This is a genomic window from Streptomyces noursei ATCC 11455 (assembly GCF_001704275.1).
Classification (GTDB): Bacteria; Actinomycetota; Actinomycetes; order Streptomycetales; family Streptomycetaceae; genus Streptomyces; species Streptomyces noursei.
Genome location: NZ_CP011533.1, coordinates 4,441,450 through 4,464,437, shown reverse-complemented (window position 1 = coordinate 4,464,437; position 22,988 = coordinate 4,441,450). Strand labels below are relative to the sequence as shown.

Below are 22,988 nucleotides of genomic sequence, written 5' to 3'. Positions count from 1 at the left end.
TGGTCCCTCGGAGGGCCGTTCGGGTGTCCCTGCGCAGGTCAGACGCCGATCGCCGGGACGTCGGCGCGCACCGCGCGGAACCGTCCGCTGCGCTCGTCCAACAGGTACGCCTGGGCCTCGGCGACGTGGAAGTACATGCCGTGCAGGGTGAGGGTTCCCTCGGCCATCCGGCGGGCGACGCACGGGTGCGCCCGTAGGTGGTCCAGCTGCTGCCGCACGTTGACCAGCGCCAGTCGCTCCTGGTCGTCGGCCACCGGCCGCTCGGCGAGGGCGACTTCGCCCCGGCCCAACCGCCCGATCCGCGCCATCCGGGCCAGGCTCGGGCGGCCGTGCCGCAGCCAACGGGCGAGCGGGGTGGCGTCGTTTGACGGCGGCGGGGAGCCGGCCGCGTCGAGGAGTGCCGCCATGGCGCCACAGCCGGAGTGCCCGCAGACGGTGATCGAGTCGACCCGCAGCACCTCGACCGCGTACTCGACCGCGGCGCCCACGGAGTCGCAGGAGGCGTCCGCGCCGGGCGGCGGCATCAGATTGCCGACGTTGCGCACGGTGAACAGATCGCCCGGCCCGCTCGACGTGATCATGCTCGTCACCAGCCGGGAATCGGCGCAGGTCAGGAAGAGCTGGGTGGGGCGCTGGCCCTCCCGCGCCAGCCGGGCCAGCTCCTCGCGCACCAGCGGGGCGGTGTGCCGCTGGAACGCGCTGACCCCGCCCAGCAGTTGGCTGCCGCTGTGCCGCGCCGCCGTGCGGTCAGGGGCGGGGCGGGTGCAGTGGTGGTTGCGCCAGGGTGTCCACGGCCGGCAGGAGTGCGTGCTGGCCGGCTCGGCGAGCGGGCGGCCGGAGCGGCCCCCGAGGGTCACTGATCCCCCGGTCGCCCGATGGGCGATCGCCCAGGACTGCAGCGCCTCGTAGGCGGCGTGGTCCATGAACGACCCGCACAGCTCGACGACGGCGTCGGCGCCCGGCGGCACCTGCGCCAGGCCCCGGGTCAGCCGCGGCACCGCCAGGAAGGTCAACTGGCCGCTGACGCACACCCGGTGGCGGCCGGCCTCCTCCGTCACCCGGACCCGGGTGTGGGTCAGCCGCCGCAGCGCCAGGAAGATCCCGACCGCGATGCCCGTCACGACCCCGGGCAGCACGCCGAAGAGCGCCACGGCGCCCAGCGTGGCTGCGTACACCGGGAATTCGCGGTGCCGCTGCACGTGCTTGAGGTGCGCGAAGCTGACCATCCGCACCCCGACGACCATCACCAGTGCGGCCAGGGCGGCCAGCGGGATCAGCTCCAGCACCCCGGCCAGCAGCCCCGCGCAGAGCAGCACCCAGACGCCGTGCAGCACGGTCGCCCGGCGGGTGGCCGCACCGGCCCGCACATTGGCCGAGCCGCGGATCGCGCCGCCGGAGACCGGAAGGCCCCCCAGAAGGCCGGAAACGACGTTCGCCAGGCCCTGAGCGGCCAGCTCGCGGTTGAGTCGGGGCCGTCCCGGAGGCGTCCCCGGTCGTTCGGCGGCCAGCCGATCCACCGCCACCGCGGACAGCAGCGACTCCATGCTGGCGACGAGGGTGACCGTCAGCACGGCCGTGACCAGGGCGGCGAGCGAGGCGTCGGGCAACACGGGCGGCTCGGGCAGCCGCCAGGACGGCAGCTCGACGCGCGGCACCGTCGCCCCCATGCCGACCGCGGTCGCGGCGAGCACCGCGGCCAGCGGCGCCGGCAGCAGCCGCGCCCAGCGCCCGGCGCGGCCCGGCAGCCGCGGCCAGCCGGCCAGCACGGCGACCGTGACGGCCCCGATCAGCAGCGCGGTGGCGTGCGGATGCGCCAGCTGGTCGGGCAGCGCGGCGGCGTTGTCGACGGCCGAGCTGTCGGGGCTGCCGCCGAGCACCACGTGGAGCTGCCCGATGGCGATGGTGACGCCGATGCCGGCGAGCATGCCGTGCACGATCGCCGGGCTGACGGCGAGCGCCGCGCGGGCCACCCGCAGCGCCCCGAGGGCGAGTTGCGCCAGCCCGGCCAGGATCGTGACCAGGCAGGTGGCCCGCCAGCCGAAGCGCTGGACGAGGTCGGCGGTGACCACCAGAAGGCCAGTGGCGGCGCCGGTCACCTGGAGCGGCGCGCCGCCCAGGAGCCCGGCGACGATCCCGCCGACGGCCGCGGCGACCAGCCCGGCCTGGAGCGGGGCTCCGGTGGCCAGGGCAACGCCCAGCGACAGCGGGACGGCCAGCAGGAAGACCACGGCCGAGGCGGAGAGGTCCCGCCGCCAGGCCGCGGCTGCCGGCCTTCGGCGAGGTGCGGCCGTGGAGCGGGTGTGGGGCTCCGGCGGGAGCTCGGTCGGCGGTTGCGGTGACTTCTGGATCTGCGACATTCCCGTCTCCTCCGGGGCGGCGCGGTCGGCCTCGGGCGCGATCGCGGGGCGGCGGTGTGCTGCGGCGGGAGCGAGCCGGCCGGCGGGCGCCGCGGTGGGTGACGGGCCGGTGACTCTCAAGCATCGGTAAATGAATCGTAATGATGCGTAAAGACCCCGAGAAGGCTTTTGGGGCAAATGGCGCAGTCATTCCATCTATCGAGTGAATAAGCCGACTTTCGTCGTGCTCTTTTGTTCACCTGTTAATGGATATAGGAGTTTCTTCAGGTTCGTCCTGATTTATCCCATGGTGCCGTGTGCACCAGGAATGAGGTGGCCGATGCCAGTCATATCGAAGACGACAGTGCGCATCGCGGCGGCGGTGGCACTGGCGGCGATAGCCGGCTGCTCCGCGGCGACCCAGGACGGGCCGTGGCAGAGCACCACCAAAGGGCGCGCGGAACCCGCCGGAGGTCCGGCCGCCCACCCGCTCCGCCTCATAGGCGACGGCTCCACCGCGTACACCGGGGCGCAGCCCCACCAACCCCGGCCCATGCGCCTCGATCCGGGCAGCCGACCACCGCAGTTCGTGGTGTTCTCCTGGGACGGCGCCGGCGAGGACGGCCAGAAGCTGTTCTCCCACTTCCGCGCCGTCGGCAAGAAATACAGCGCGACGATGACGTACTTCCTCAGCGGCGTCTATCTGCTCCCCAGCGCGAAGGCGGAGCTCTACGAACCGCCCGGCCACCCCGTCGGCTCCTCGGCGATCGGCTTCAACGACCTCCGGGGGATCAAGGACACCCTGGCCCAGATGCGCGGTGCCTGGGAGGACGGCAACGAGATAGGCACCCACTTCAACGGCCACTTCTGCGGCCGCAACGGGGTCGGCAGGTGGACGCCGGAGGACTGGCACAGCGAGATCGAACAGGCCGTGTCGTTCGTCCGGAACTGGAAGACCAACTCCGGCCTCAGGGACGAGCCGCCGCTCCCGTTCGACTACGCCAAGGAGCTGGTCGGCGGGCGCGCCCCCTGTCTGGAGGGGCAGCGCAATCTGATACCCGCGGCCAAGGAGATGGGCTTCCGCTACGACGCCAGCTCGTCGGGCGGTCTGCAGATCTGGCCACGGAAGATCGACGGCCTGTGGAACTTCCCGCTCCAGCAGATACCGTTCCCCGGCCGGGGCTACGAGGCGCTCTCGATGGACTACAACTTCCTGGCCAACCAGTCCGGCTCCACCCATGGCAACCGCGCGATGCACGCCATCTGGGGCCGGCAGATGCGCGACGGCATCCTGGACGCCTTCGAGCGGGCCTTCCAGGGCAATCGCGCCCCGCTGTTCGTCGGCGACCACTTCGAGTCGTGGAACGGCGGCACCTACATGAAGGCCGTCGAAGAGGCGATCAAGGAGATCTGCCCCCGTGAAGGCGTGCGCTGTGTCAGCTTCAAGCAGTTGAGCGACTGGCTGGACGTCCAGGACCCGCAGGTGCTGGCCAAGCTCCAGGACCTGCCGGTGGGCCGGGCGCCGGAGGACGGCTGGGCGGTGTACCTCTCCGATACCCCGGAGGCATCCGGTCCGGCGCCGGCCGCCCGGATCACGCCGGTTGTGGGGTAGCCGCCCCCTCGAAGAGCACGAAGGCGGGGTCGACCTGGGCCGCCAGGTCGGCCCCGGTCTTGGCGTTGCCCCAGCTCTCCGCGTTCTTCAGGTGGAAGTGCACCATCTGGCGTGTGTAGCGCTCCCAGTCGCGGCGCTCGTAGGAGGCATCGGCGGTGTCGTGCAGGCCCTCCAGGGCACGGCGGTTGGCCTCCTCCAGGAGGGCGAAGGGGGCCGGACGCCCCTTCTCCACGGCCCGCACCCAGTCCGAGTGACCGACGCACACCAGCAGGTCCTCGCCCACCTCGGCACGCAGGAACGCCAGATCGTCCGCCCCCTGGACCTTGTTTCCGACGACCTTCAACGGGACGCCGAAGTCCCGCGCGTACTCCTTGTACTGGCGGTAGACCGCGATGCCCTTACGGGTCGGCTCGGCGACCAGGAAGGTCATGTCGAAACGGGTGAACATCCCGGAGGCGAAGGAGTCCGATCCGGCGGTCATGTCGACGACGACGTACTCCCTGCGGCCGTCGACGAGGTGGTTCAGGTACAGCTCGACCGCGCCGACCTTGGAGTGGTAGCAGGCCACGCCCAGATCGGACTCGGTGAACGGGCCGGTGGCCAGCAGCCGCACCGCCCCGTCGTCGAGGGCCAGCGCCCGCGCGCAGGCGTCGTAGACCGGGTTGTCCTCGCAGACCCGCAGCAGCCGCGACCCCTCACCGGGAGGAGTGGTCTTGATCATCGTCTCGGTGGACGGGATGCGGGGGTTGTCGCCACGCAAGTAGTCCTTGATCAACGGGAGCTGAGCGCCCATCGCGGGCAGTGCGGCGGCCTCCGCCTCGTCCATGCCGAGCGCGACGCCCAGGTGCTGGTTGATGTCGGCGTCCACCGCGATGACGGGGATCCGGGCCGCGGCGAGGTGCCGGATGAACAGGGAGGACAGCGTGGTCTTGCCACTGCCGCCCTTGCCTACGAAAGCGATCTTCATGTTCGGCAGGCTAGGTGTGGCAAACCTCTCGGCGGGTGGTTTACGTGAAGAAGACCACTCCTTCGAGGGGTCCGGCCTGGTGGTGCGTAGGGTCGTCCTCATGGCTGGAATCTCCGGGGGGACGCCCCCCGAACCCCCGCAGGCGAGCAACGACCCGCTCGCGCCCCTGGCGTCGCTCCCGGGGGTCGCCGACTCCGTGGACTCCGTCCGCAAGGCCGTCGACCGGGTCTACGGGCACCGGGTCATGCGACGCCGCAGCACCGAGATCACCGCCGAGGCGGCGCTGCGCGGGGCCCGGGCCTCCGCGGCGCTCTCCGGGGCGGACTGGGCGCTGGAAGAGGTCCGGCGGCGCACCGACTTCGGTGCCGGGGGCGAGCCGCGCACGGTCGGCGCGGCGCTGCGGCTGACCGCCGAGGCGGGCCAACTGCTGAGCGTCTGGCGGCAGTCGCCGCTGCGGGTGCTGGCCCGGCTCCATCTGGTCGCGGCCGGCGGCGGTGTGGACGACGAGACGGTAGGGCGGCCCCGGCAGGGTGCCGAGCCGGTGGACGAGCCGCTGGTCGAGCTGCCGTTGCCGGACGCCGACGAGGTCGCAGGGCGGTTGGACGGGCTGTCCCGGCTGCTGCTGGCGGGCACCGCGGCGCCGGCCCTGGTGACGGCCGCGGTGGTGCACGGCGAACTGATGGCGCTGCGGCCCTTCGGCTCGTACAACGGGCTGGTCGCGCGGACGGCGGAGCGGATCGTGCTGGTCGGCAGCGGTCTGGACCCGAAGGCGATCTGCCCGGCCGAGGTCGGGCACGCGGAACAGGGGAGCGCGGCCTACACGGCGGCCCTCCAGGGGTACGTCTCGGGCACCCCGGAAGGCATGGCGCAGTGGATCGCCCACTGCGGGCGCGCGGTCGAGCTGGGTGTACGGGAGAGCACGGCGGTCTGCGAGGCGCTGCAGCGCGGTGCGGCGTAACGACGCGGCGCACGGCCCCGACACGGGTTGCGGCGGTACCAACCCTGAGGTACCGCCGCTGGCACGTCTGTCGAGTTACCAAGCGTGCACGGATTTTTGCCCATCAGGTCGGATTCGTTGTCCGCTTACCTGGTGCGGCTGGCCCGTAATCGACGGGTCGGCGTCGCGTGGGTGCTCGGCATTCATGCGTCGGTCCGTGGGCCTCGATGCGTTAAAGGCGTTCCTCTCGGATGTCCTTGGTCTCGCGGGCCGTTAAGTCCTTTGTACTACTCATGGGGGAGGAGCGGAACCCCAGCCCGCAGATCTTTACGTTTGCCCGCAAATACGGGCAATACGGCAAGCCGTTTCTTTCCCGTATTGCGGCGGCTCGCGTACCAGACCAGGGTTGCGGTGGCGGCCGCCGCGCCGACCGCGGCGACGGCGGTGATCACCGGGCGGGAGGGCATCGCCAGGGTGGGCAGCCGCTTCTTGAGCGGCACCGGTCGGCTGAAGGTGACCACCGGCCAGCCGCGGGCGGTCGCCTCGCGGCGCAGCGCCCGGTCCGGATTGACCGCGCAGGGGTTGCCGACCGTTTCCAGCATCGGCACATCGGTGATCGAGTCGCTGTACGCGTAGCAGCGCTGGAGGTCGTATCCCTCGGACGCGGCGAGTTCCCGGACGGCCTCCGCCTTGGTGGGCCCGTAGGCGTAATACTCCACTTCTCCGGTGAAGCGGCCGTCGTCGCCGACCACCATTCTGGTGGCCACCACCCGGTCCGCGCCCAGGAGTTCACCGATCGGCTCGACGACCTCGGCGCCGGAGGTGGAGACGATCACGACGTCCCGTCCGGCCGCGTGGTGTTCCTCGATGAGCGAGGCGGCTTCGTCGTAAATGATCGGGTCGATGAGATCGTGCAGGGTTTCGGCGACGATCTCCCGGACCTGGGCCACGTCCCAGCCGCGGCACAGCGACGAGAGATATTCGCGCATCCGCTCCATCTGGTCGTGATCGGCGCCGCCCGCGAGGAACACGAACTGGGCGTACGCGGTGCGCAGTACGGCCCGCCGATTGATCAGGCCGCCTTGGTAGAAGGACTTGCTGAAGGTCAGCGTGCTCGACTTTGCAATGACGGTCTTGTCCAAGTCGAAGAACGCGGCAGTACGGGGAGTCGAGTGAGGCACGGAGTGGTTTTCCACGGGGCGAGCATAGGCGCCCACCATTCGGCGTAAGGTGTGGCGCGTGGGTTTGCCTGAGAAGGCTCTCGGGTACACCATGGAAGTCACGGATCGTTCGCGACCGTGCTAACCCGGTCCGGCTCCTCCCCCCCCGAGTCGGCCGTGGGGACGACCCCCGCTCTCCCCCCCGGCGGGGGTCGTCGCATGTCCGGACGCTTTTTCTGCCGTGGGCCCCTGATGCAGCCGTTCTTCGCACGTTGTCGGCGTGCGCTTCTGTCATGCATATGCCATCACGCAGGGTAGTTGTTGGGCTGCTCTGCGGAGGCTTCCCATGCGCCTCAGAAGTGGCCCTCCGTCGCTGGAATAGGTGACGGGGATATTCACAGCCGCGGAGTTGTCCACAGATTTGGGTCAAGATCCACAGAGATTTCCCGATCGCTGCACCGTAAAAGTCCGCGAAGTTCGCGGAAGCGCGAGTTGCGTAGCGATAGGGGGACAGAACGTGTCCGGATCATCTACTTCCGACCAGCTGGTGCGAAGCGGTGAAGAGCGGGACGGTCCGCTGCTGATCACCGAGGACGAAGAGCTCCTCGACGACCTTCTGCGGCTGTGCGCGGCGGCCGGCGCGCTGCCCCATGTGGCGCACCGGCCGCCGCCGCGGAAAGAGGAGTGGGAATCGGCACCGCTGGTGGTCGTCGGGGCGGACGCCGCCGGTCGGTTGTCCGCCACCGGCCGCCGGGCGGGCGTCATCATCGCCGGCCGCGACGCCGACGACGTCGCCGTGCTGCGCCAGGCGGTGGCGATCGGGGCCGAGCGGGTACTGGCCCTCCCCGACGGCGAGCGCTGGCTGGTGGACCGGATCGCCGACGCGGTCGAGGGGGCCGGGCCGCCGGCACTGACGGTCGGGGTCATCGGCGGGCGCGGCGGCGCCGGGGCGAGCACCCTGGCGGCCGCGCTGGCCGTCACCGCCGCCCGCACGGGGGAGCGCACCCTGCTCGTGGACGGCGACCCCCTGGGCGGTGGGCTCGACGTCCTGCTGGGCGGCGAGCAGGAGAAGGGGCTGCGCTGGCCCGCCTTCGCCGAGTCGCGCGGCCGGGTGGCGGGTGGCGCGCTCGCCGAGTCGCTGCCCCGGCTGCACTCCTTACGGGTCCTGAGCTGGGACCGGGGCGCGGAGGTGGCGATCCCGCCGCCGGCCATGCGGGCGGTACTGGCCGCGGCCCGGCGGCGCGGCGGGGTGGTGGTCGTCGACCTGCCGCGCAGGGTCGACGGGACGGTGGCCGAGGCGCTGGCGCAGGTGGACGTCGGGCTGCTGCTCGTTCCCGCGGAGCTGCGCGCGGTGGCGGCGGCCCGCCGGGTGGCCGACGGGGTGCGGGCGGTGCTCCGCGACGTCCGGGTGGTGGCCTGCGGGCATCCCGGACCGGGGTGCGGTGGCGGGCCGACGGCCGAGGAGATCGCGCGCCTGGTGGGGCTGCCGTTGGCGGGTGAACTGCCGTGGGAGACGGGGCTGTTGGAGGACCTGGCGCGGGGGCGGGTGCCCGGTGCACGGGCGCGGGGGCCGCTGGCGCGGTTCTGCGCGGGGTTCTGGGGACGGGCCAGGGGCGGCGGAGGGGGAAGAGGAGGAGAGCCCGGCGCGGTGACCGCCGTGGACGCGGGGCGCGGGGCTGAGCCGGGGCCGGGGGGTGCGCCGGAATGAGGTGGCGGAAGACGGGAGTGGTGCGGCCCCGGAGCCGGGCGGCCGGTGGGCGGCGCGGTCCGCGGTTCGGGGACTGGTGGTGGGACGGACTGCTGTGCGGGGCGGGGTGGTGGTCCCGTAGGAGCGGGGGTGCCGTCGGGCCCTTCGGGGCCGCGTGGTCGGCGGCGGCCGGGGGCGGTGGCGCGGGATGAGCCGGGAACTACTGGATGTGGTGCGCCGACGGCTCGCCGAGGCCGGGGCGGAACCGACGCCGGCCCGGGTCGCGGTGGCGCTGCGCGAGGAGGGGCGCCTCCTCGGGGACTCCGAAGTGCTCGGCGTGGTAGGCGCGTTGCGCTCGGAAATGGTGGGCAGCGGCCCGCTGGAGCCGCTGTTGGCCGCGCCCGACGTGACGGACGTGCTGGTGACCGCCCCGGACGCGGTGTGGGTGGACCGGGGCGGCGGACTGGAGCGCACCGACATCCGCTTCCGGGACGCGGCCGAGGTCCGCAGACTGGCCCAGCGGCTGGCGGCGGTCGCCGGGCGGCGGCTGGACGACGCCCGGCCGTGGGTGGACGCCCGGCTCCCGGACGGCACGCGGCTGCACGCCGTGCTGCCCCCGGTGGCGGTCGCCGGGACGTGCCTGTCCTTACGGGTGCTGCGGCCCCGTGCCTTCGCCCTTCCGGAGCTGGTGGCGGCAGGGACGGTTCCGCCGGGTGGTGACCGACTGCTCCGGGCGCTGCTGGACGCGCGACTGTCGTTCCTGGTCAGCGGGGGTACGGGCTCTGGCAAGACCACGTTGCTCAGCGCGCTGCTCGGGCTGGTCGGCCCGGCCGAGCGGATCGTGCTGGCCGAGGACTCGGCGGAGCTGCGGCCGGACCACCCCCATGTGGTGCGGCTGGAGACCCGGCCCGCCAATCAGGAGGGCGTCGGCCGGGTGACCCTGCGGGACCTGGTGCGGCAGGCGCTGCGGATGCGGCCGGACCGGTTGGTGGTCGGTGAGGTGCGCGGCACCGAGGTCACCGATCTGCTGGCGGCCCTCAACACGGGCCATGAGGGCGGCTGTTGCACGGTCCATGCCAATGCCGCGTGCGATGTGCCGGCCCGTCTGGAGGCGCTGGGGTGCACCGCGGGGCTGGATCGCGCGGCCCTGCACAGCCAGTTGGCGGCCGGGTTGTCCGTCGTGCTGCACCTCGTGCGCGACCGGGCCGGGCGGCGTCGGATCGCCGAGATCCACGTCCTGGAGCGGGACCGGGACGGCTTCGTGGTGACCGTCCCGGCGGCGATCTGGAGCCCGGAGGGGTTCCAGGAGGCCCGTGGCTGGGGGCGGTTGGCGCGGCTGTGCGAGAGGGGTGGCGAGGGGTGCTGAGGGACGCGGTGGGGCCGGTGGCGGTGCCGGCCGCGGTGGGATGTGCGGCGGTGCTGGCGCGGCGGCTGCGGCGTGGTCGCGCCCTGCGGCGGCGGATGGCGGCGCTCCTGGGGGACGCCGGCGCGGTGTCCGTCGCGGCGGGACGGCCGGAGCGGGGGCGCGGTGCGGCGCTGCGGAAGTGGTGTGCCGGGCGCGCGGTCGACGGCGAAGGTGGCCGGCGGTGGCGGCTGGGGCACCGGCGTGAGGTCGGCGCGGAGGTCTGGTGCGTGCCGGTCGGGGTCGCGCTGGGGGTGCTGGGGCGGTCGATGGTGCCGGTGCTGGGTTCCGTGGTGGCGCTGGTCGTCGTACAGCGGTGGCTGGCGGCGCGGGCGCGGCAGCGTACGGCGGACCGGCGGGCGGCGGCGGTGATCGGGTTCTGCGGGGCGGTGGCGGCGGAACTGCGGGCCGGCCGGCAGCCGGATCGGGCCCTGGTCGTGGCCGGGGCGTCGGGGCTGGGGGAGACGGGGCCTGCGGTGCTGGCGGCGGCGCGGTACGGCGGGGACGTCCCCGGGGCGCTGCGGGCGGCGGCGCGGCAGCCCGGCGCCGAGGGGCTCGCCGGGGCGGCGGCGTGCTGGCAGGTGGCCCTGGAGGGCGGTGCGGGGCTGGCCCGCGGGCTGGAGCGGATCGCGTCCGGGCTCGCCGCGCAGCGCGACCAACGGGAGGAGCTACAAGCCCAGTTGGCCGGGCCGCGGGCCACCGCCCTGATGCTCGCCCTGCTGCCGGCGGGCGGGCTCCTGATGGGCGGTGCGCTCGGTGCCGATCCCCTCGGGGTGCTGCTGCACACCCCGGCCGGCTGGGGGTGCCTGGCCGCCGGCGGACTACTGGAGTGGGGCGGGGTGGCCTGGACGGCCCGGATCGTCGCCGAGGCGTCGGCGGAGCGGAAGTGAGGGGGAGGTGGGGGTGGTGAGCCCGGAAGTTGTCCACAGGGTGGGGATGGCGGTGCTGGCCGCGGCGGCCGTGCTGTGTGCGGCGGCGCTGGGGCGGCTGCTGCATGGCGAGAGTGCCGTGCGGCGGCGGATGCCGATGGTCCTGGAAGGTGCCGCCAGCGGGCTGTACGGCGGCGAGGAGGGCCCGCGGGCACGGGGGCGGTGGGTCGTCCGAGGCCGGTGGCGGAGGCGGGCAGCGGCCCGAGGAGGCGGCCCATGGAGCGGCTCACGGGGCGAACGGCTGAAGAAGTGGGTCGGGCCCCTGGGAGTCGCCGGATGCCTGGTCGTCCTTCTGGGCGGCGTCACCGGGCTGCTGGTGGGGCCCGCCGCCGGTTGGGGCGCGTACCACTGGCTGCGGCGGCAACGGGCCGCGGCGGCCGACCGCGGCACGGCGGCGCGGGTGGCCGCCGAACTGGCCCCGGCCGGCGATCTCCTGGCGGCCTGTCTGGCGGCGGGGGCCGGTCCACGGGAGGCGGCCGAAGCGGTGGGTCGGTCGCTGGACGGGACGGTCGCCGAGCGCTTGCGCCACGTCGCGGCGGAGCTGCGGCTGGGCGGTGAACCGACCGCGGTATGGCCGCGGTTGGCGGAACTCCCGGGAGCCGGGGCGCTGGCGCGCTGCATGGAGCGCGCCGGGATATCGGGGGCCCCGGCCGTGGAGCCGGCCTCCCGGATCGCGGCCGAGCTACGTGCCGAGTGGGGCCGGGCCGCGACCGCGCGGGCCCGGCGGGCGGGGGTGCTGGTCACCCTCCCGCTGTCCGGGTGCTTCCTGCCGGCCTTCCTGGTGCTCGGGGTGGCACCGGTGCTGCTCGGGCTGGCGGGCGGACTGCTGGGAGGTGATGGCTGAGCCGACACGGCGACAAGGTGAGACAGCGATGCGGCGACACAGCGATGTGGCGGCCCGGCGGTCCGGCGGCCCGGCGGTCCGGTGGCGCGGCGGTCGTGCGGTCCGGCGTACGGAAGCGGGAGCAGACGCGTCGGCCGAGGCCGAGGCCGAGGCCCGACCGCGGAAGGGACTTCACCGGGCCCATGGGCCCCGCGGCTTCACCGCCGCACGGATCGATGGATCGATGGATCCACGGAATGACGGGTTCACATGCACGGAATCGCGGACTCCCCGGGAGTTCGGGATCCGGGAGATGCCAAGGAGGCAGCAGATGTTCGGTCGATGGTGGGCGCGGGTGCGCGCGGCCGGGGCGGACCGCGGGATGAGCACCGCGGAGTACGCCGTGGGGACGCTGGCGGCGTGCGCGTTCGCGGCGGTGCTCTACAAGCTCGTGACGAGCGGACCGGTGGCCGCCGCGCTGCGGTCCGTGCTCCAGAGGGCGCTCGATGTGCCGTTCTGAGGGCAGCGGGCGGGTCCGGGCCACGCGTGCCGGTGCGGGCCCGCCCGGCGGGCGCGGCGCACCGGACGCCGGGTTCGTGACGGCGGAGGCGGCGGTGGTGCTGCCGGTGCTGGTGGCGGTCGCGGCGGCGCTGATCTGGGGGCTGCTGGCCGCCTGCGCCCGGATCGCCTGCGTGGACGCCGCACGGGCCGCCGCCCGTGCGGCGGCGCGTCAGGAGCCGGCGGCGCAGGTGCTCGCCGCGGCCCGTGGGGCGGCTCCCCGGGGCGCGCGGATCACGGTGGCGCGCGAGGGCGACCTGGTGCGCGTACGGGTCGAGGCCGCGTTGCCCGGAGGGGCCCGGCTGCCGGTGCGGGTCGGTGGAGAGGCGGTGGCTCTTGCGGAGGAAACGGTGCGGTGACGAGGGCTCCGCCACGGTGTGGACGGTCTTCGCGGCGGCGGCCCTGTGCGCGGTCTTCGCCGCGCTGGTGGCCGTCGGGCAGGCGGTCACCGCCCGGCACCGGGCGGGCGGCGCGGCGGACCTGGCGGCGCTGGCAGCCGCGGACCAGGCGCTCCGCGGCCCGGTGGCGGCGTGCGCCACGGCACGTCGGGTGGTCGCCGCGCAACACACCCGTCTGGTGCGCTGCGCCGTGGACGCGCTGATCGCCGATGTCACGGCCGAGGCCGGCGGCGGCCCGTTCACGGCGCGGGTACGGTCCCGGGCCGGCCCCGCCGCTGCCGCACCGGACGCCGAGACGGAAGCGGGGTCCGGCACGGTCCGGGAAACCGGCCCGCGCGCGGACGCCGGGCCCGTACCGGCGGCGTGGGCCGGGCCGCCGCCCCGGACACGTCCGCTGCCCGGCGGGGGCGGACCCGCCCGGGTGCCGGGCCGTCCCGGCTCAGTCGCCGGGCACCCCGCGCAACAGTTCCCCGAGCAGTCGGATGGCGCCCCGTTTGTGGAGCGGGTCGTTCCCGTTGCCGCACTTGGGGGACTGGATGCAGGACGGGCAACCGGCCTCGCACTCGCAGGCGGCGATGGCGCCGCGGGTGGCGGCGAGCCAGTCGGCGGCCGTGTGGAAGGCGCGTTCGGCGAAGCCCGCGCCACCGGGGTGACCGTCGTAGACGAAGACCGTCGGGAGCAGGGTGTCCGGGTGCAGGGGGACGGAGACGCCGCCGATGTCCCAGCGGTCGCAGGTGGCGAAGAGGGGCAGCATGCCGATGGAGGCGTGCTCGGCGGCGTGCAGGGCACCGCCCAGCTGCTCGGGGTTGACCCGGGCGGCGTCGAGCTGGTCCTCGGTGACCGTCCACCACACCGCGCGGGTGCGCAGCGTACGGGGCGGCAGGTCGAGCTTGGTCTCGCCCAGGACCTCCCCGGTGATCAGTTTGCGGCGCAGGAAGGAGACGACCTGATTGGTGACCTCCACGGAGCCGAAGCACAGTCGGGCGTCGCCCCAGGGGACCTCGGTTTCGGTCTCCAGGATCGAGATCGCGGTGGTGTCGCGGGCGGTGGTGGAGTACGGCGGATCGGCCTCCTCCACGAGGGCGACGTTGTCCTCCAGGTCCAGGTGCCGGACGAGATAGCTGCGGCCCTGGTGGAGGTGGACCGCCCCGTCGTGGACGGTGGTGTGCGCCGCCGCGGCGTCGACGGTGCCCAGCAGCCGCCCGGTGCCGCCCTCCACGACCTGCACCGGCGAGCCGCCCTGGCCGCGGATGTCGGTGAGGTCGGCGGCCCGCTCGCGGCGCGTCCAGTACCAGGCGGTGGCGCGCCGGCGCAGCAGGTTCGCGGCCTCCAGCTGGGGCATCAGCCCGGGGGCGGCCGGGCCGAAGAGCGGGAAGTCGGCCTCGGTGAGCGGCAGTTCGGAGGCGGCCGCGCAGAGGTGCGGGGCGAGGACGTAGGGGTTGTCCGGGTCGAGCACGGTCGACTCGACGGGCTGGTCGAAGAGCGCCTCGGGGTGGTGGACGAGATAGGTGTCCAGCGGGTCGTCACGGGCCACCAGGACGGCCAGCGCGCCCTGTCCGGCCCGACCCGCCCGGCCGGCCTGCTGCCACAGGGAGGCGCGCGTGCCGGGATAGCCCGCGATGACCACGGCGTCCAGGCCGGAGACGTCCACGCCCAGTTCCAGCGCGGTGGTGGCGGCCAGCCCGAGGAGTTCACCGCTGTGCAGGGCGCGTTCGAGGGCCCGGCGCTCCTCGGGCAGATAGCCGCCCCGGTACGCGGCGATCCGTGCGGGCAGCGAGCGGTCCACCTCCGCGAGCCGCTCTTGTGCGATCAAGGCGATCAGTTCGGCGCCGCGCCGGGAGCGGACGAAGGCGACCGTCCGCACGCCCTGGACGGCGAGGTCGGTGAGCAGGTCCGCGGACTCGGCGGTCGCGGTGCGGCGGACCGGGGCGCCCTGCTCGCCGTGGAGTTCCGTCAGCGGCGGCTCCCACAGCGCGAAGACCAACTCGCCGCGCGGCGAGGTGTCCTGAGTGATCTCGGCCACGGGCAGCCCGGTGAGCCGGGACGCGGCCTGCGCCGGCTCCGCGGCGGTCGCGGAGGCCAGCAGGAAGACCGGCTCGGCGCCGTAGCGGGCGCAGACCCGGCGCAGCCGGCGGACGACCTGTGCGACATGGGAGCCGAAGACGCCGCGGTAGGTGTGGCATTCGTCGATGACGACGTACCGCAGTGCGCGCAGGAAGGAGGACCAGCGGGGGTGGGCCGGGAGGATGCCACGGTGCAGCATGTCCGGGTTGGTCAGCACGTAGTTGGCGTACTGGCGGACCCACTCGCGCTCCTCGACCGGGGTGTCACCGTCGTAGACGGCGGGCCGGACGGCCGTGCCGAGCGGGGCGGCCAGCTCGCGCACGGCCCGCCGCTGGTCGGCCGCCAGGGCCTTGGTGGGCGCCAGGTACAGGGCCGTGGCCCCCCGGCCGTTGGGCGCCTCGGAGCCGTCCAGGAGGGTGGAGAGCACGGGCGCCAGATAGGACAGCGACTTGCCGGAGGCGGTGCCGGTGGCGACCACGACCGATTCGCCGCGCAGTGCGTGTTCGGACGCGCGTGCCTGGTGGGCCCAGGGGCGATCGATTCCGGCCGAACGGATGGCGTCGATCACTTCCGGTCGGATCTGTGCCGGCCAGTCGGCATGGGTGCCGATGCGCGGGGGCAAGTGCTCCGTATGAGTGATGCGCGCAGCGCGGGTCGCGCCCCGGGCGAGACGGTCGAGAATCATGCCTGGGGAAGTGCGCGCGCCAGGATCCGGCGGGAGTCGATTGGAGGCCATCGGCACCGAGTGTGTCACCGGTGTGACGGACAATGCTCACAAGGCGTCGTGCACGCCTGCTGGTAAGTGATTGAATGCCATGGCGGCTGCCGATCCGCCCCTACCTCGGTGGGGAGGCCCCAGGGGGGCGACCGCTCGATAGCAAGGTGCTGGAGGATCCGTGGACCTGTCCCTGTCGACCCGGACCGTTGGCGACCGTACGGTCGTCGAGGTCGGTGGCGAGATTGATGTATACACCGCGCCCAAGCTGCGGGAGCAGCTGGTCGAGCTTGTGAACGACGGAAGCTACCACCTCGTGGTGGACATGGAGCGTGTCGACTTCCTGGACTCCACAGGGCTCGGCGTCCTGGTGGGCGGACTGAAGCGGGTGCGTGCCCATGAGGGCTCGCTGCGCCTGGTCTGCAATCAGGAGCGCATTCTCAAGATCTTCCGAATCACCGGTCTGACCAAGGTGTTCCCGATCCACACCTCGGTCGACGAAGCCGTCGCAGCCACTGACTGACGGTTTGCCGGTCCCCCGCGCCCCGGGCGCGGGGGTGGAAGAGTGGGGGGTACCGGGCGCACCCGTCCGGCCCCCCGCGTTGCACGCCCGCATCACGAGGGGGATGGCATGGCCACCGTCGAACTTCGCTTCAGCGCCCTTCCCGAGCACGTCCGGACCGCGCGTCTGGTCGCGGCTGCCGTGGCACGGCGTGCGGGGGTGGACGAGGCCGTGCTGGACGAGGTGCGGCTCGCCGTGGGCGAGGCGTGCAGCCGGGCCGTGGGGCTGCACGAGATCCACGGCATCACGGCGCCGGTGCGGGTGGTGCTGGTCGAGGACGAGAAGCAGTTCTCGATCGAGGTCGGCGACGAGGTTCCCGGCCCCGGCGGTGCCGCCGCGGGCGGTGCCGATGCCGAGGGCGTCGGGGAGAACGACGCCGAGGGTGAGGACGAGATGGGCCTCGCGGTCATCAGTGGGCTCGTCGACGACGTCGAGGTGACCTCCGGCGAGGCCGGCGGGCGGATCCGGATGAGCTGGCCCGCACACCCGGCTCCGGTCCTGCCGTAGGGCCGTCGAGCGGAGGGCTCGGCGCCGGCCGGTCGGTCGGTGCTGTTCCGTAGCGGGTGGGGCACCTGTCGTGATGCGTACGGGTGCGGGCGTGGGCGTTTGCCGTGCTGCCCTGTGTTCACCGTGTCGCGTGCCTGTTTTTGAGTGTTCGCGCGCCCGGCTTCCTGTGTGGCGGCAGGCCGGTGCGGCGCCGCAGCAGGCCGGTGTGGTCCGGTCGCGTGGGGAATTCCGTACGGTGCCGGCTCGGCGGGCCGGGCGTGTGGGGGTGTGCCGGGGGCTGTCGGCCGTGGTGGGTGTCCCGTGGGCGGGCCGTGATCCTGGGGTTCCGATGCTCGTGTCCTCGGCCCCGCCATCCCTTCCACCCCGTCCACCCCGACCCCGCGGTGGCGTCCTCAGGGGCGCCGCGCCCTGGTGCGGGCGATGCGATCCGGCCGGGATCTGATGGTCCGTCATCGGGACGGCGGCGGGCGCGGGAGGCCGGCGAAGGGGTCTTGCGGTGGTCCGGGGAGGGCGTCGGGCGGCTCAATTCCCTCCCGTTTCACGGCGGTCACAGGCGGAACGGGGTGCGGCACGAGGTCGTTGAGCAGCGGCGATCGCAAGTAGATCAATAGTACGGATAGATCATCCGTCCAGGGTCAGTGAATTACGGGGTTTCCTTCGTCCGGACGAATTCGGCGGACCATCGGCCTTTCGATCTTCGCCGGGAACAGGCGAATTCCCTTTGAGGCGCCCTGTTTTGATCAACCGTCGCTCCCTACAATCCGTCCACATCTTGCTCAGGACGCCTGAGCGTGCTTCCGCGCGCCCATGTGCCATAACGTCAAGGAGGACGAATGGCGGGGCCTTACACCCCTCAGTCGATGGACACCCCCACTTTTCTGGCCGTCCCGTCACTCACCGCGGACAACCGCGGCATCGTGCTGGTGATCGCCGTCGTCGCCCTGGCCGCGCTGGCGGTCGCGGCGGTGCTGGTCCGCCAAGTGCTCGCGGCCGGTGAGGGAACCGACAGTATGAAGAAGATCGCGGCGGCGGTGCAGGAGGGCGCGAATGCCTACCTGGCACGGCAGTTGCGGACCCTCGGCGTATTCGCCGTCGTCGTGTTCTTCCTGCTCATGTTGCTGCCCGCGGACAATTGGACGCAGCGGGCCGGACGCAGTGCGTTCTTCTTGATCGGCGCGGCATTCTCGGCGGCCACCGGCTATATCGGCATGTGGCTGGCGGTGCGCAGCAATGTGCGAGTGGCGGCGGCCGCCCGGGAGGCCACTCCGGATGACGGCGCGGCAGAGCAAAAGGATCTTACGGCGGTCGCCCACAAAGCGATGAAGATCGCTTTCCGTACCGGAGGCGTCGTCGGCATGTTCACCGTGGGCCTCGGCCTGCTCGGTGCGTCCTGCGTGGTGCTCGTGTACGCGGTCGACGCGCCCAAGGTGCTGGAGGGCTTCGGACTCGGCGCCGCGCTGATCGCGATGTTCATGCGGGTCGGCGGCGGCATCTTCACCAAGGCCGCGGACGTCGGCGCCGACCTCGTCGGCAAGGTCGAGCAGGGCATCCCGGAGGACGACCCGCGCAACGCCGCCACCATCGCGGACAACGTCGGCGACAACGTGGGCGACTGCGCCGGTATGGCGGCCGACCTCTTCGAGTCGTACGCGGTGACGCTGGTCGCCGCGCTCATCCTGGGCACCGCGGCCTTCGGGGACGCCGGACTGGCCTTCCCGCTTCTGGTGCCGGCGATCGGCGTGCTCACCGCGATGGTCGGCATCTTCGTCGTGTCGCCCCGGCGCCGGGACCGCAGCGGGATGACCGCCATCAACCGCGGCTTCTTCGTCTCCGCCGGCATCTCGCTGGTCCTGGTGGCCGCCGCGGTCTTCGTCTACCTGCCGTCGAGCTACAAGGACCTCAGCGGCGTCAGCGACCCGGAGATCCTGGGCCGCAGCGGCGACCCGCGGGTGCTGGCGCTGGTCGCGGTCGCCATCGGCATCGTGCTGGCCGCCCTGATCCAGCAGCTGACCGGCTACTTCACCGAGACCAGCCGGCGGCCCGTCCGGGACATCGGCAAGACCTCCCTGACCGGCCCGGCCACCGTCGTGCTCGCCGGCATCTCGGTCGGCCTGGAGTCGGCGGTCTACTCGGCGGTGCTGATCGGGTTGGCGGTCTACGGGGCGTTCCTGCTGGGCGGCGCCTCGATCACGCTGGCGCTGTTCGCGGTGGCGCTGGCCGGGACCGGCCTGCTGACCACCGTCGGGGTGATCGTGGCGATGGACACCTTCGGGCCGGTCTCCGACAACGCGCAGGGCATCGCCGAGATGTCCGGCGACGTCACCGGGGACGGCGCGCAGGTGCTGACCGACCTGGACGCGGTGGGCAACACCACCAAGGCCATCACGAAGGGGATCGCCATCGCGACCGCGGTGCTCGCGGCCTCCGCGCTGTTCGGCTCGTACCGGGACGCGATCGCCAACGCCGTACGGGAGATCGGCCACGCGGCCGGCGGGCTGAGCCTGAGCCTGGACATCTCGCAGCCGAACAACCTGGTGGGGCTGATCCTCGGGGCCTCGGTCGTCTTCCTGTTCTCGGGGCTGGCGATCAACGCGGTCTCGCGGTCGGCCGGAGCGGTGGTCTTCGAGGTGCGCCGGCAGTTCCGCGAGCGCCCGGGGATCATGGACTACACCGAGAAGCCCGAGTACGGGCGGGTGGTCGACATCTGCACCAAGGACGCGCTGCGCGAACTGGCCACGCCGGGGCTGCTGGCGGTGCTCACGCCCATCCTGGTCGGCTTCGCGCTCGGCGTCGGGGCGCTCGGCTCGTTCCTGGCCGGCGCGATCGGCACCGGCACCCTGATGGCGGTCTTCCTCGCCAACTCCGGTGGCGCATGGGACAACGCCAAGAAGCTGGTCGAGGACGGCCACCACGGGGGCAAGGGCAGCGAGGCGCATGCCGCGACGGTCATCGGCGACACCGTCGGCGACCCGTTCAAGGACACCGCCGGTCCGGCGATCAACCCGCTGCTGAAGGTGATGAACCTGGTCGCGCTGCTGATCGCGCCGGCCGTGGTGAAGTTCTCGTACGGCCACGACAAGAGCCTCGGCGTGCGCGCCGGGGTCGCGCTGTTGGCGCTCGTCATCATCGTCGGCGCGGTCTACGTCTCCAAGCGGCGGGGGATCGCCGTGGGTGATGAAGACAACAACTCCGAGGATCCCGAAGGCGTCGCCAAGTCGACCAGGACCGCCGTGGTGTCCTGACCGGACGGGCCGTCAGATCGGCCTGCTGACCGCTCAACGGGCGGGTGTACGGCGCTTATTGCGCGCGCCGGACACCCGCCCGCGGCGTGCCCGGCGGGGGTCGCGGTCCTTGGTGCAAATGGCTGCAATGCGGGCCGGGGTCGTTGCCCGACCCATGGGCGAAGCCGTTCGGACGTGTATGTTCCGGGGCCGAGAGCCATGGAAGGGACCAATCCGGTGAACAAGAAGCTTGTGGCTGCCCTGTCCGGCGGTGCCGCACTCCTGCTCGCGCTGACCGGTTGCAGCAGCGACAACACTCAGAAGCTCGACAACTGGGCGAAGACGTTCTGCGACCCCGCGCAGGGTCCGTTCAAGCAGATCCAGGACGCCAACGCGGCCATGCAGACGGCCGACAGCGGCAACACGGACTCCAAGAAGGTCCAGCAGACGGACTCGGCGGCCTTCCAGAAGATCTCCGACGCGTACGGTCAGCTGGCCAAGTCCCTGGACAAGGCGGGCGCGCCGCCCACCGAGGGCGGCGCGGACGCCCAGAAGAACGCAGTCAAGGAGCTCAACTCCCTCTCCGCGGGATACCAGGACCTCAAGAAGCAGGTGGACGGCCTGAACACCGGCGACAAGCTGAAGTTCGCGGACGGGCTGCGCAACCTCTCCAACGGGATCAACAAGCTCAACGCCAAGAGCGAGCAGGCCTTCAAGAAGCTGGAGGCCGGCGACGTGGGCAAGGCGATGGCCCGGCAGAAGGGCTGTCAGAACCAGGGCGGGTCGAGCGGGCCGTCCGCGGCGCCGTCCAAGAGCGCGTAGCGCCTCCCCCGCGTGGGCCGACGGCCCGGCGACGCGCCCGAGGACGGGCGGGGTGCCGGGCCGTCGCCGATTGTCGGTGGCAGGGCCGACAATGGAGGGGTGACAACGCACCTCCCCACCGCAGATGCCCAGGACCCCGAGAGCAACGCCCGCACGAGCCGGCTGCGCGACGCGCTGCTGGCCGCCGCCTTCACCGCCGACGGGCTGCTGGACCTGCTCGGCGCGCCCGCGTACGCCGCGCTGGCCCGCAGCGAGACCGTCCCCGCGCTGCGCGCCACCCGGGGCGACGGGCCCCTGGAGACCCTGGTGCGGCTGTTCTTGCTGCAGTGCCCGGTGCCCGAGGCGCGGGTGGCCGCGGCGCTGCCGGTGGCGGACTGCCTCGCCGACGGCTGGCTGGTGCGGGACGACGACGCACTGCGCGCCACGGTGGACGTGCGGCCCTACGGCGGCCCCGAGGGGCAGGACTGGTGGATCGTCTCCGACCTCGGCTGCGCGGTCGGCGGCGCCGGCGGCATCCGGGGCGCCGCCGAGGCGGACCGCGCCGAGCTGGTGCTCGGCGTCGGCGGGGCGTCCACGACCCTCGCCGGGATCACCGCGCGCCGCCCGGTGGCCAGGGCGCTCGACCTCGGCACGGGCTCCGGCATCCAGGCGCTGCACGCCGCGCAGCACGCCACCCGGGTCACCGCCACCGACCTCAACCCCCGAGCGCTGCGGATCACCGCGCTGACCCTGGCGCTCTCCGGGGCCGGCCCGGCCGATCTGCGCGAGGGCTCGCTCTTCGCGCCGGTGGGGGAGGAGACCTACGACCTGATCGTCTCCAACCCGCCGTTCGTGATCTCGCCGGGGGCCCGGCTCACCTACCGGGACGGCGGGATGGGCGGCGACGACCTGTGCCGCACCCTCGTCCAGCAGGCCGCCGCGCACCTCAACGACGGCGGGTACTGCCAGCTGCTGGCCAACTGGCAGCACGTGGCCGGCGAGGAGTGGCAGGACCGGGTGCGCTCGTGGGTGCCGCGCGGCTGCGACGCCTGGATCGTCCAGCGCGAGGTGCAGGACATCACCCAGTACGCCGAGCTGTGGCTGCGCGACGGCGGCGACCACCGCGCCGGCCAGGAGGAGTACGCCGCGCGGTACGACGCCTGGCTCGACGAGTTCGAGGCGCGCAGGACCAAGGCCGTCGGCTTCGGCTGGATCACGCTGCGCAAGTCCGGCGCCGAGGACCCGTCCGTCACGGTCGAGGAATGGCCGCACCCGGTCGAACAGCCCCTGGGCGAGGCGGTGCTGCGCCACTTCGACCGGCAGGACTACCTGCGGGCCACCGATGACGCGGCGCTGCTGGCCGGCCGCTTCCGGTTGGCCGACGAGGTGGTGCAGGAGCAGGTCGGACTGCCCGGCGCGGAGGACCCGGAGCACGTGGTGCTCCGTCAGAACCGCGGTATGCGGCGGGCCACGAAGGTGGACACGGTCGGCGCCGGTTTCGCGGGCGTCTGCGACGGGTCGCTGCCCGCCGGGCGGATCCTGGACGCCATCGCCCAGCTCGTCGGCGAGGACCCGGTGCTGCTGCGGGACCGTACGCCAGCCTCGATCCGGATGCTGGTCGAGCAGGGCTTCCTGGAGCCGGTCGGCTGAGCCGGGGGCGCGGGGGCGCGGGGGCGCGGCGGCGGGCGGCGGTCGGTCGGTGCGGGGACACCGGCCGCCGGGTGTGTTCCCAGGGGGCAACGGCCCTTCCCGGGGCGGACGTTCAGTTCCGGCCAGTTTCGGCGAGTTGGGCGGATTGTGCGGTGGAGGGGGAACCTCCGTGTGCCGATGCCCGTATTCCTGAGGGAAGGTCACCAACCAACCCATTGGCCCATCAGTGAGGAATCCGACATGAACCGTGCACTGCGTTACGCCACCGTCGGGATGGTAGCCGCCGCCCTGCTCGCCGGCGGTTCGGCCGCCGCCTTCGCCGCGCCGCAGCAGGTCCACACGCCCGCCGCGGTCGTGGCCACCGCGCCCGCGAAGGCGACGCTGACCGCCAAGGCCAGCGCGACGACGGTCCGCGCCTGGCAGGAGTTCCGGATCACCGGCGCCGGCAAGGGCCTCACGTCGGGCGCCAAGGTCACGGTCCAGCAAAAGCAGGGCACGAAGTGGGTGTCGCTGCCGGCGCAGGCGCCGGTCCACGCCAACGGCAGCTACGCGATACGCGTCAAGCTCGGCATCAAGGGCGTCAACCAGCTGCGGATCGCGTCGGGGAGCACCCTCTCCCCGGTCGTGAAGGTCACCGTCCGCTGACGCCCGGGGGCCCG

At 73.2% G+C, this 22,988-nt stretch carries 18 protein-coding genes and 1 pseudogene; 15 read left to right on the top strand and 4 right to left on the bottom strand.

The annotated features are described in order from the left end of the window. Positions 1 to 38 precede the first annotated feature (38 nt). Entirely contained in the window at positions 39 to 2,357 is a 2,319-nt protein-coding gene (locus tag SNOUR_RS18715; protein ID WP_067348585.1) for a SulP family inorganic anion transporter, read from the bottom strand. 319 nt (positions 2,358 to 2,676) lie between these two features. Between SNOUR_RS18715 and SNOUR_RS18710 the strand changes: the two genes are divergently transcribed. Then, positions 2,677 to 3,948 carry a polysaccharide deacetylase family protein gene (locus tag SNOUR_RS18710; RefSeq protein WP_067348584.1) on the top strand — a complete coding sequence of 424 codons (1,272 nt, stop codon included), beginning with the start codon at positions 2,677 to 2,679 and terminating at the stop codon, positions 3,946 to 3,948. Here SNOUR_RS18710 and SNOUR_RS18705 read toward each other — a convergent pair. Continuing rightward, positions 3,929 to 4,915, bottom strand: coding sequence for an ATP-binding protein (locus tag SNOUR_RS18705; RefSeq protein ID WP_067348581.1), 987 nt, complete (start codon positions 4,913 to 4,915; stop codon positions 3,929 to 3,931). The genes SNOUR_RS18710 and SNOUR_RS18705 overlap by 20 nt on opposite strands. 100 nt (positions 4,916 to 5,015) lie before the next feature. On the opposite strand from SNOUR_RS18705, the gene SNOUR_RS18700 reads away from it, so the two are divergent. Further along, complete coding sequence (locus tag SNOUR_RS18700) at positions 5,016 to 5,873, top strand: Fic family protein (RefSeq protein ID WP_067348580.1); 858 nt, start codon at positions 5,016 to 5,018, stop codon at positions 5,871 to 5,873. 266 nt (positions 5,874 to 6,139) lie between these two features. Here the strand turns inward: SNOUR_RS18700 and SNOUR_RS18695 are convergent, their stop codons facing one another. Next, positions 6,140 to 7,072, bottom strand: coding sequence for an HAD family hydrolase (locus SNOUR_RS18695; RefSeq protein ID WP_039634271.1), 933 nt, complete (start codon positions 7,070 to 7,072; stop codon positions 6,140 to 6,142). A 457-nt stretch (positions 7,073 to 7,529) separates the two neighbouring features. Here SNOUR_RS18695 and ssd point away from each other — a divergent pair, with 457 nt between their 5' ends. From ssd to SNOUR_RS48380, 7 genes and pseudogenes are all read left to right on the top strand, one after another. After that, positions 7,530 to 8,720, top strand: a complete 1,191-nt coding sequence (gene ssd / locus SNOUR_RS18690; RefSeq protein ID WP_312632743.1) for a septum site-determining protein Ssd — start codon at positions 7,530 to 7,532, stop codon at positions 8,718 to 8,720. Between the two features lie 187 nt (positions 8,721 to 8,907). Further along, entirely contained in the window at positions 8,908 to 10,065 is a 1,158-nt protein-coding gene (locus SNOUR_RS18685) for a TadA family conjugal transfer-associated ATPase (RefSeq protein WP_067348577.1), read from the top strand. Next, a complete protein-coding gene (locus SNOUR_RS18680) occupies positions 10,059 to 10,991 on the top strand; it encodes a type II secretion system F family protein (protein ID WP_312632741.1) in 933 nt (310 codons plus the stop codon). The genes SNOUR_RS18685 and SNOUR_RS18680 overlap by 7 nt, the downstream gene beginning before the upstream one ends. 16 nt (positions 10,992 to 11,007) lie before the next feature. After that, a complete protein-coding gene (locus SNOUR_RS43095; protein ID WP_167739054.1) occupies positions 11,008 to 11,874 on the top strand; it encodes a type II secretion system F family protein in 867 nt (288 codons plus the stop codon). Positions 11,875 to 12,184: 310 nt separating this feature from the next. Beyond that, a complete protein-coding gene (locus SNOUR_RS18670) occupies positions 12,185 to 12,373 on the top strand; it encodes a DUF4244 domain-containing protein (protein ID WP_099055706.1) in 189 nt (62 codons plus the stop codon). Next, positions 12,360 to 12,770 (top strand): TadE family type IV pilus minor pilin, encoded by a 411-nt coding sequence (locus SNOUR_RS18665; protein ID WP_312632739.1) that lies wholly within the window; start codon positions 12,360 to 12,362, stop codon positions 12,768 to 12,770. The genes SNOUR_RS18670 and SNOUR_RS18665 overlap by 14 nt, the downstream gene beginning before the upstream one ends. Then, a pseudogene (locus tag SNOUR_RS48380) lies at positions 12,730 to 13,020 on the top strand (Rv3654c family TadE-like protein); the annotation flags it as partial. The gene SNOUR_RS18665 and the pseudogene SNOUR_RS48380, both read left to right, overlap by 41 nt. 228 nt (positions 13,021 to 13,248) lie before the next feature. Here the strand turns inward: SNOUR_RS48380 and SNOUR_RS18660 are convergent. Continuing rightward, positions 13,249 to 15,609, bottom strand: a complete 2,361-nt coding sequence (locus tag SNOUR_RS18660; RefSeq protein WP_167739053.1) for a DNA 3'-5' helicase SftH — start codon at positions 15,607 to 15,609, stop codon at positions 13,249 to 13,251. Between the two features lie 160 nt (positions 15,610 to 15,769). On the opposite strand from SNOUR_RS18660, the gene bldG reads away from it, so the two are divergent. The 6 genes from bldG (at position 15,770) to SNOUR_RS18630 (ending at position 22,974) form a co-directional block, all read left to right on the top strand. Then, entirely contained in the window at positions 15,770 to 16,111 is a 342-nt protein-coding gene (gene bldG / locus SNOUR_RS18655; RefSeq protein WP_004571875.1) for an anti-sigma factor antagonist BldG, read from the top strand. 108 nt (positions 16,112 to 16,219) lie between these two features. Beyond that, entirely contained in the window at positions 16,220 to 16,657 is a 438-nt protein-coding gene (locus SNOUR_RS18650) for an ATP-binding protein (protein WP_067348569.1), read from the top strand. A gap of 833 nt (positions 16,658 to 17,490) precedes the next feature. Next, on the top strand, positions 17,491 to 19,899 hold the full coding sequence (locus SNOUR_RS18645; protein WP_067348566.1) for a sodium-translocating pyrophosphatase: 2,409 nt from the start codon (positions 17,491 to 17,493) through the stop codon (positions 19,897 to 19,899). 216 nt (positions 19,900 to 20,115) lie between these two features. Next, positions 20,116 to 20,700 (top strand): small secreted protein, encoded by a 585-nt coding sequence (locus SNOUR_RS18640; protein WP_067348563.1) that lies wholly within the window; start codon positions 20,116 to 20,118, stop codon positions 20,698 to 20,700. A gap of 99 nt (positions 20,701 to 20,799) precedes the next feature. After that, a complete protein-coding gene (locus SNOUR_RS18635; RefSeq protein ID WP_067348561.1) occupies positions 20,800 to 22,329 on the top strand; it encodes a DUF7059 domain-containing protein in 1,530 nt (509 codons plus the stop codon). Between the two features lie 240 nt (positions 22,330 to 22,569). Next, positions 22,570 to 22,974: a hypothetical protein gene (locus SNOUR_RS18630; RefSeq protein WP_067348559.1), complete on the top strand. Its 405-nt coding sequence runs from the start codon at positions 22,570 to 22,572 to the stop codon at positions 22,972 to 22,974. Positions 22,975 to 22,988: the final 14 nt, after the last annotated feature.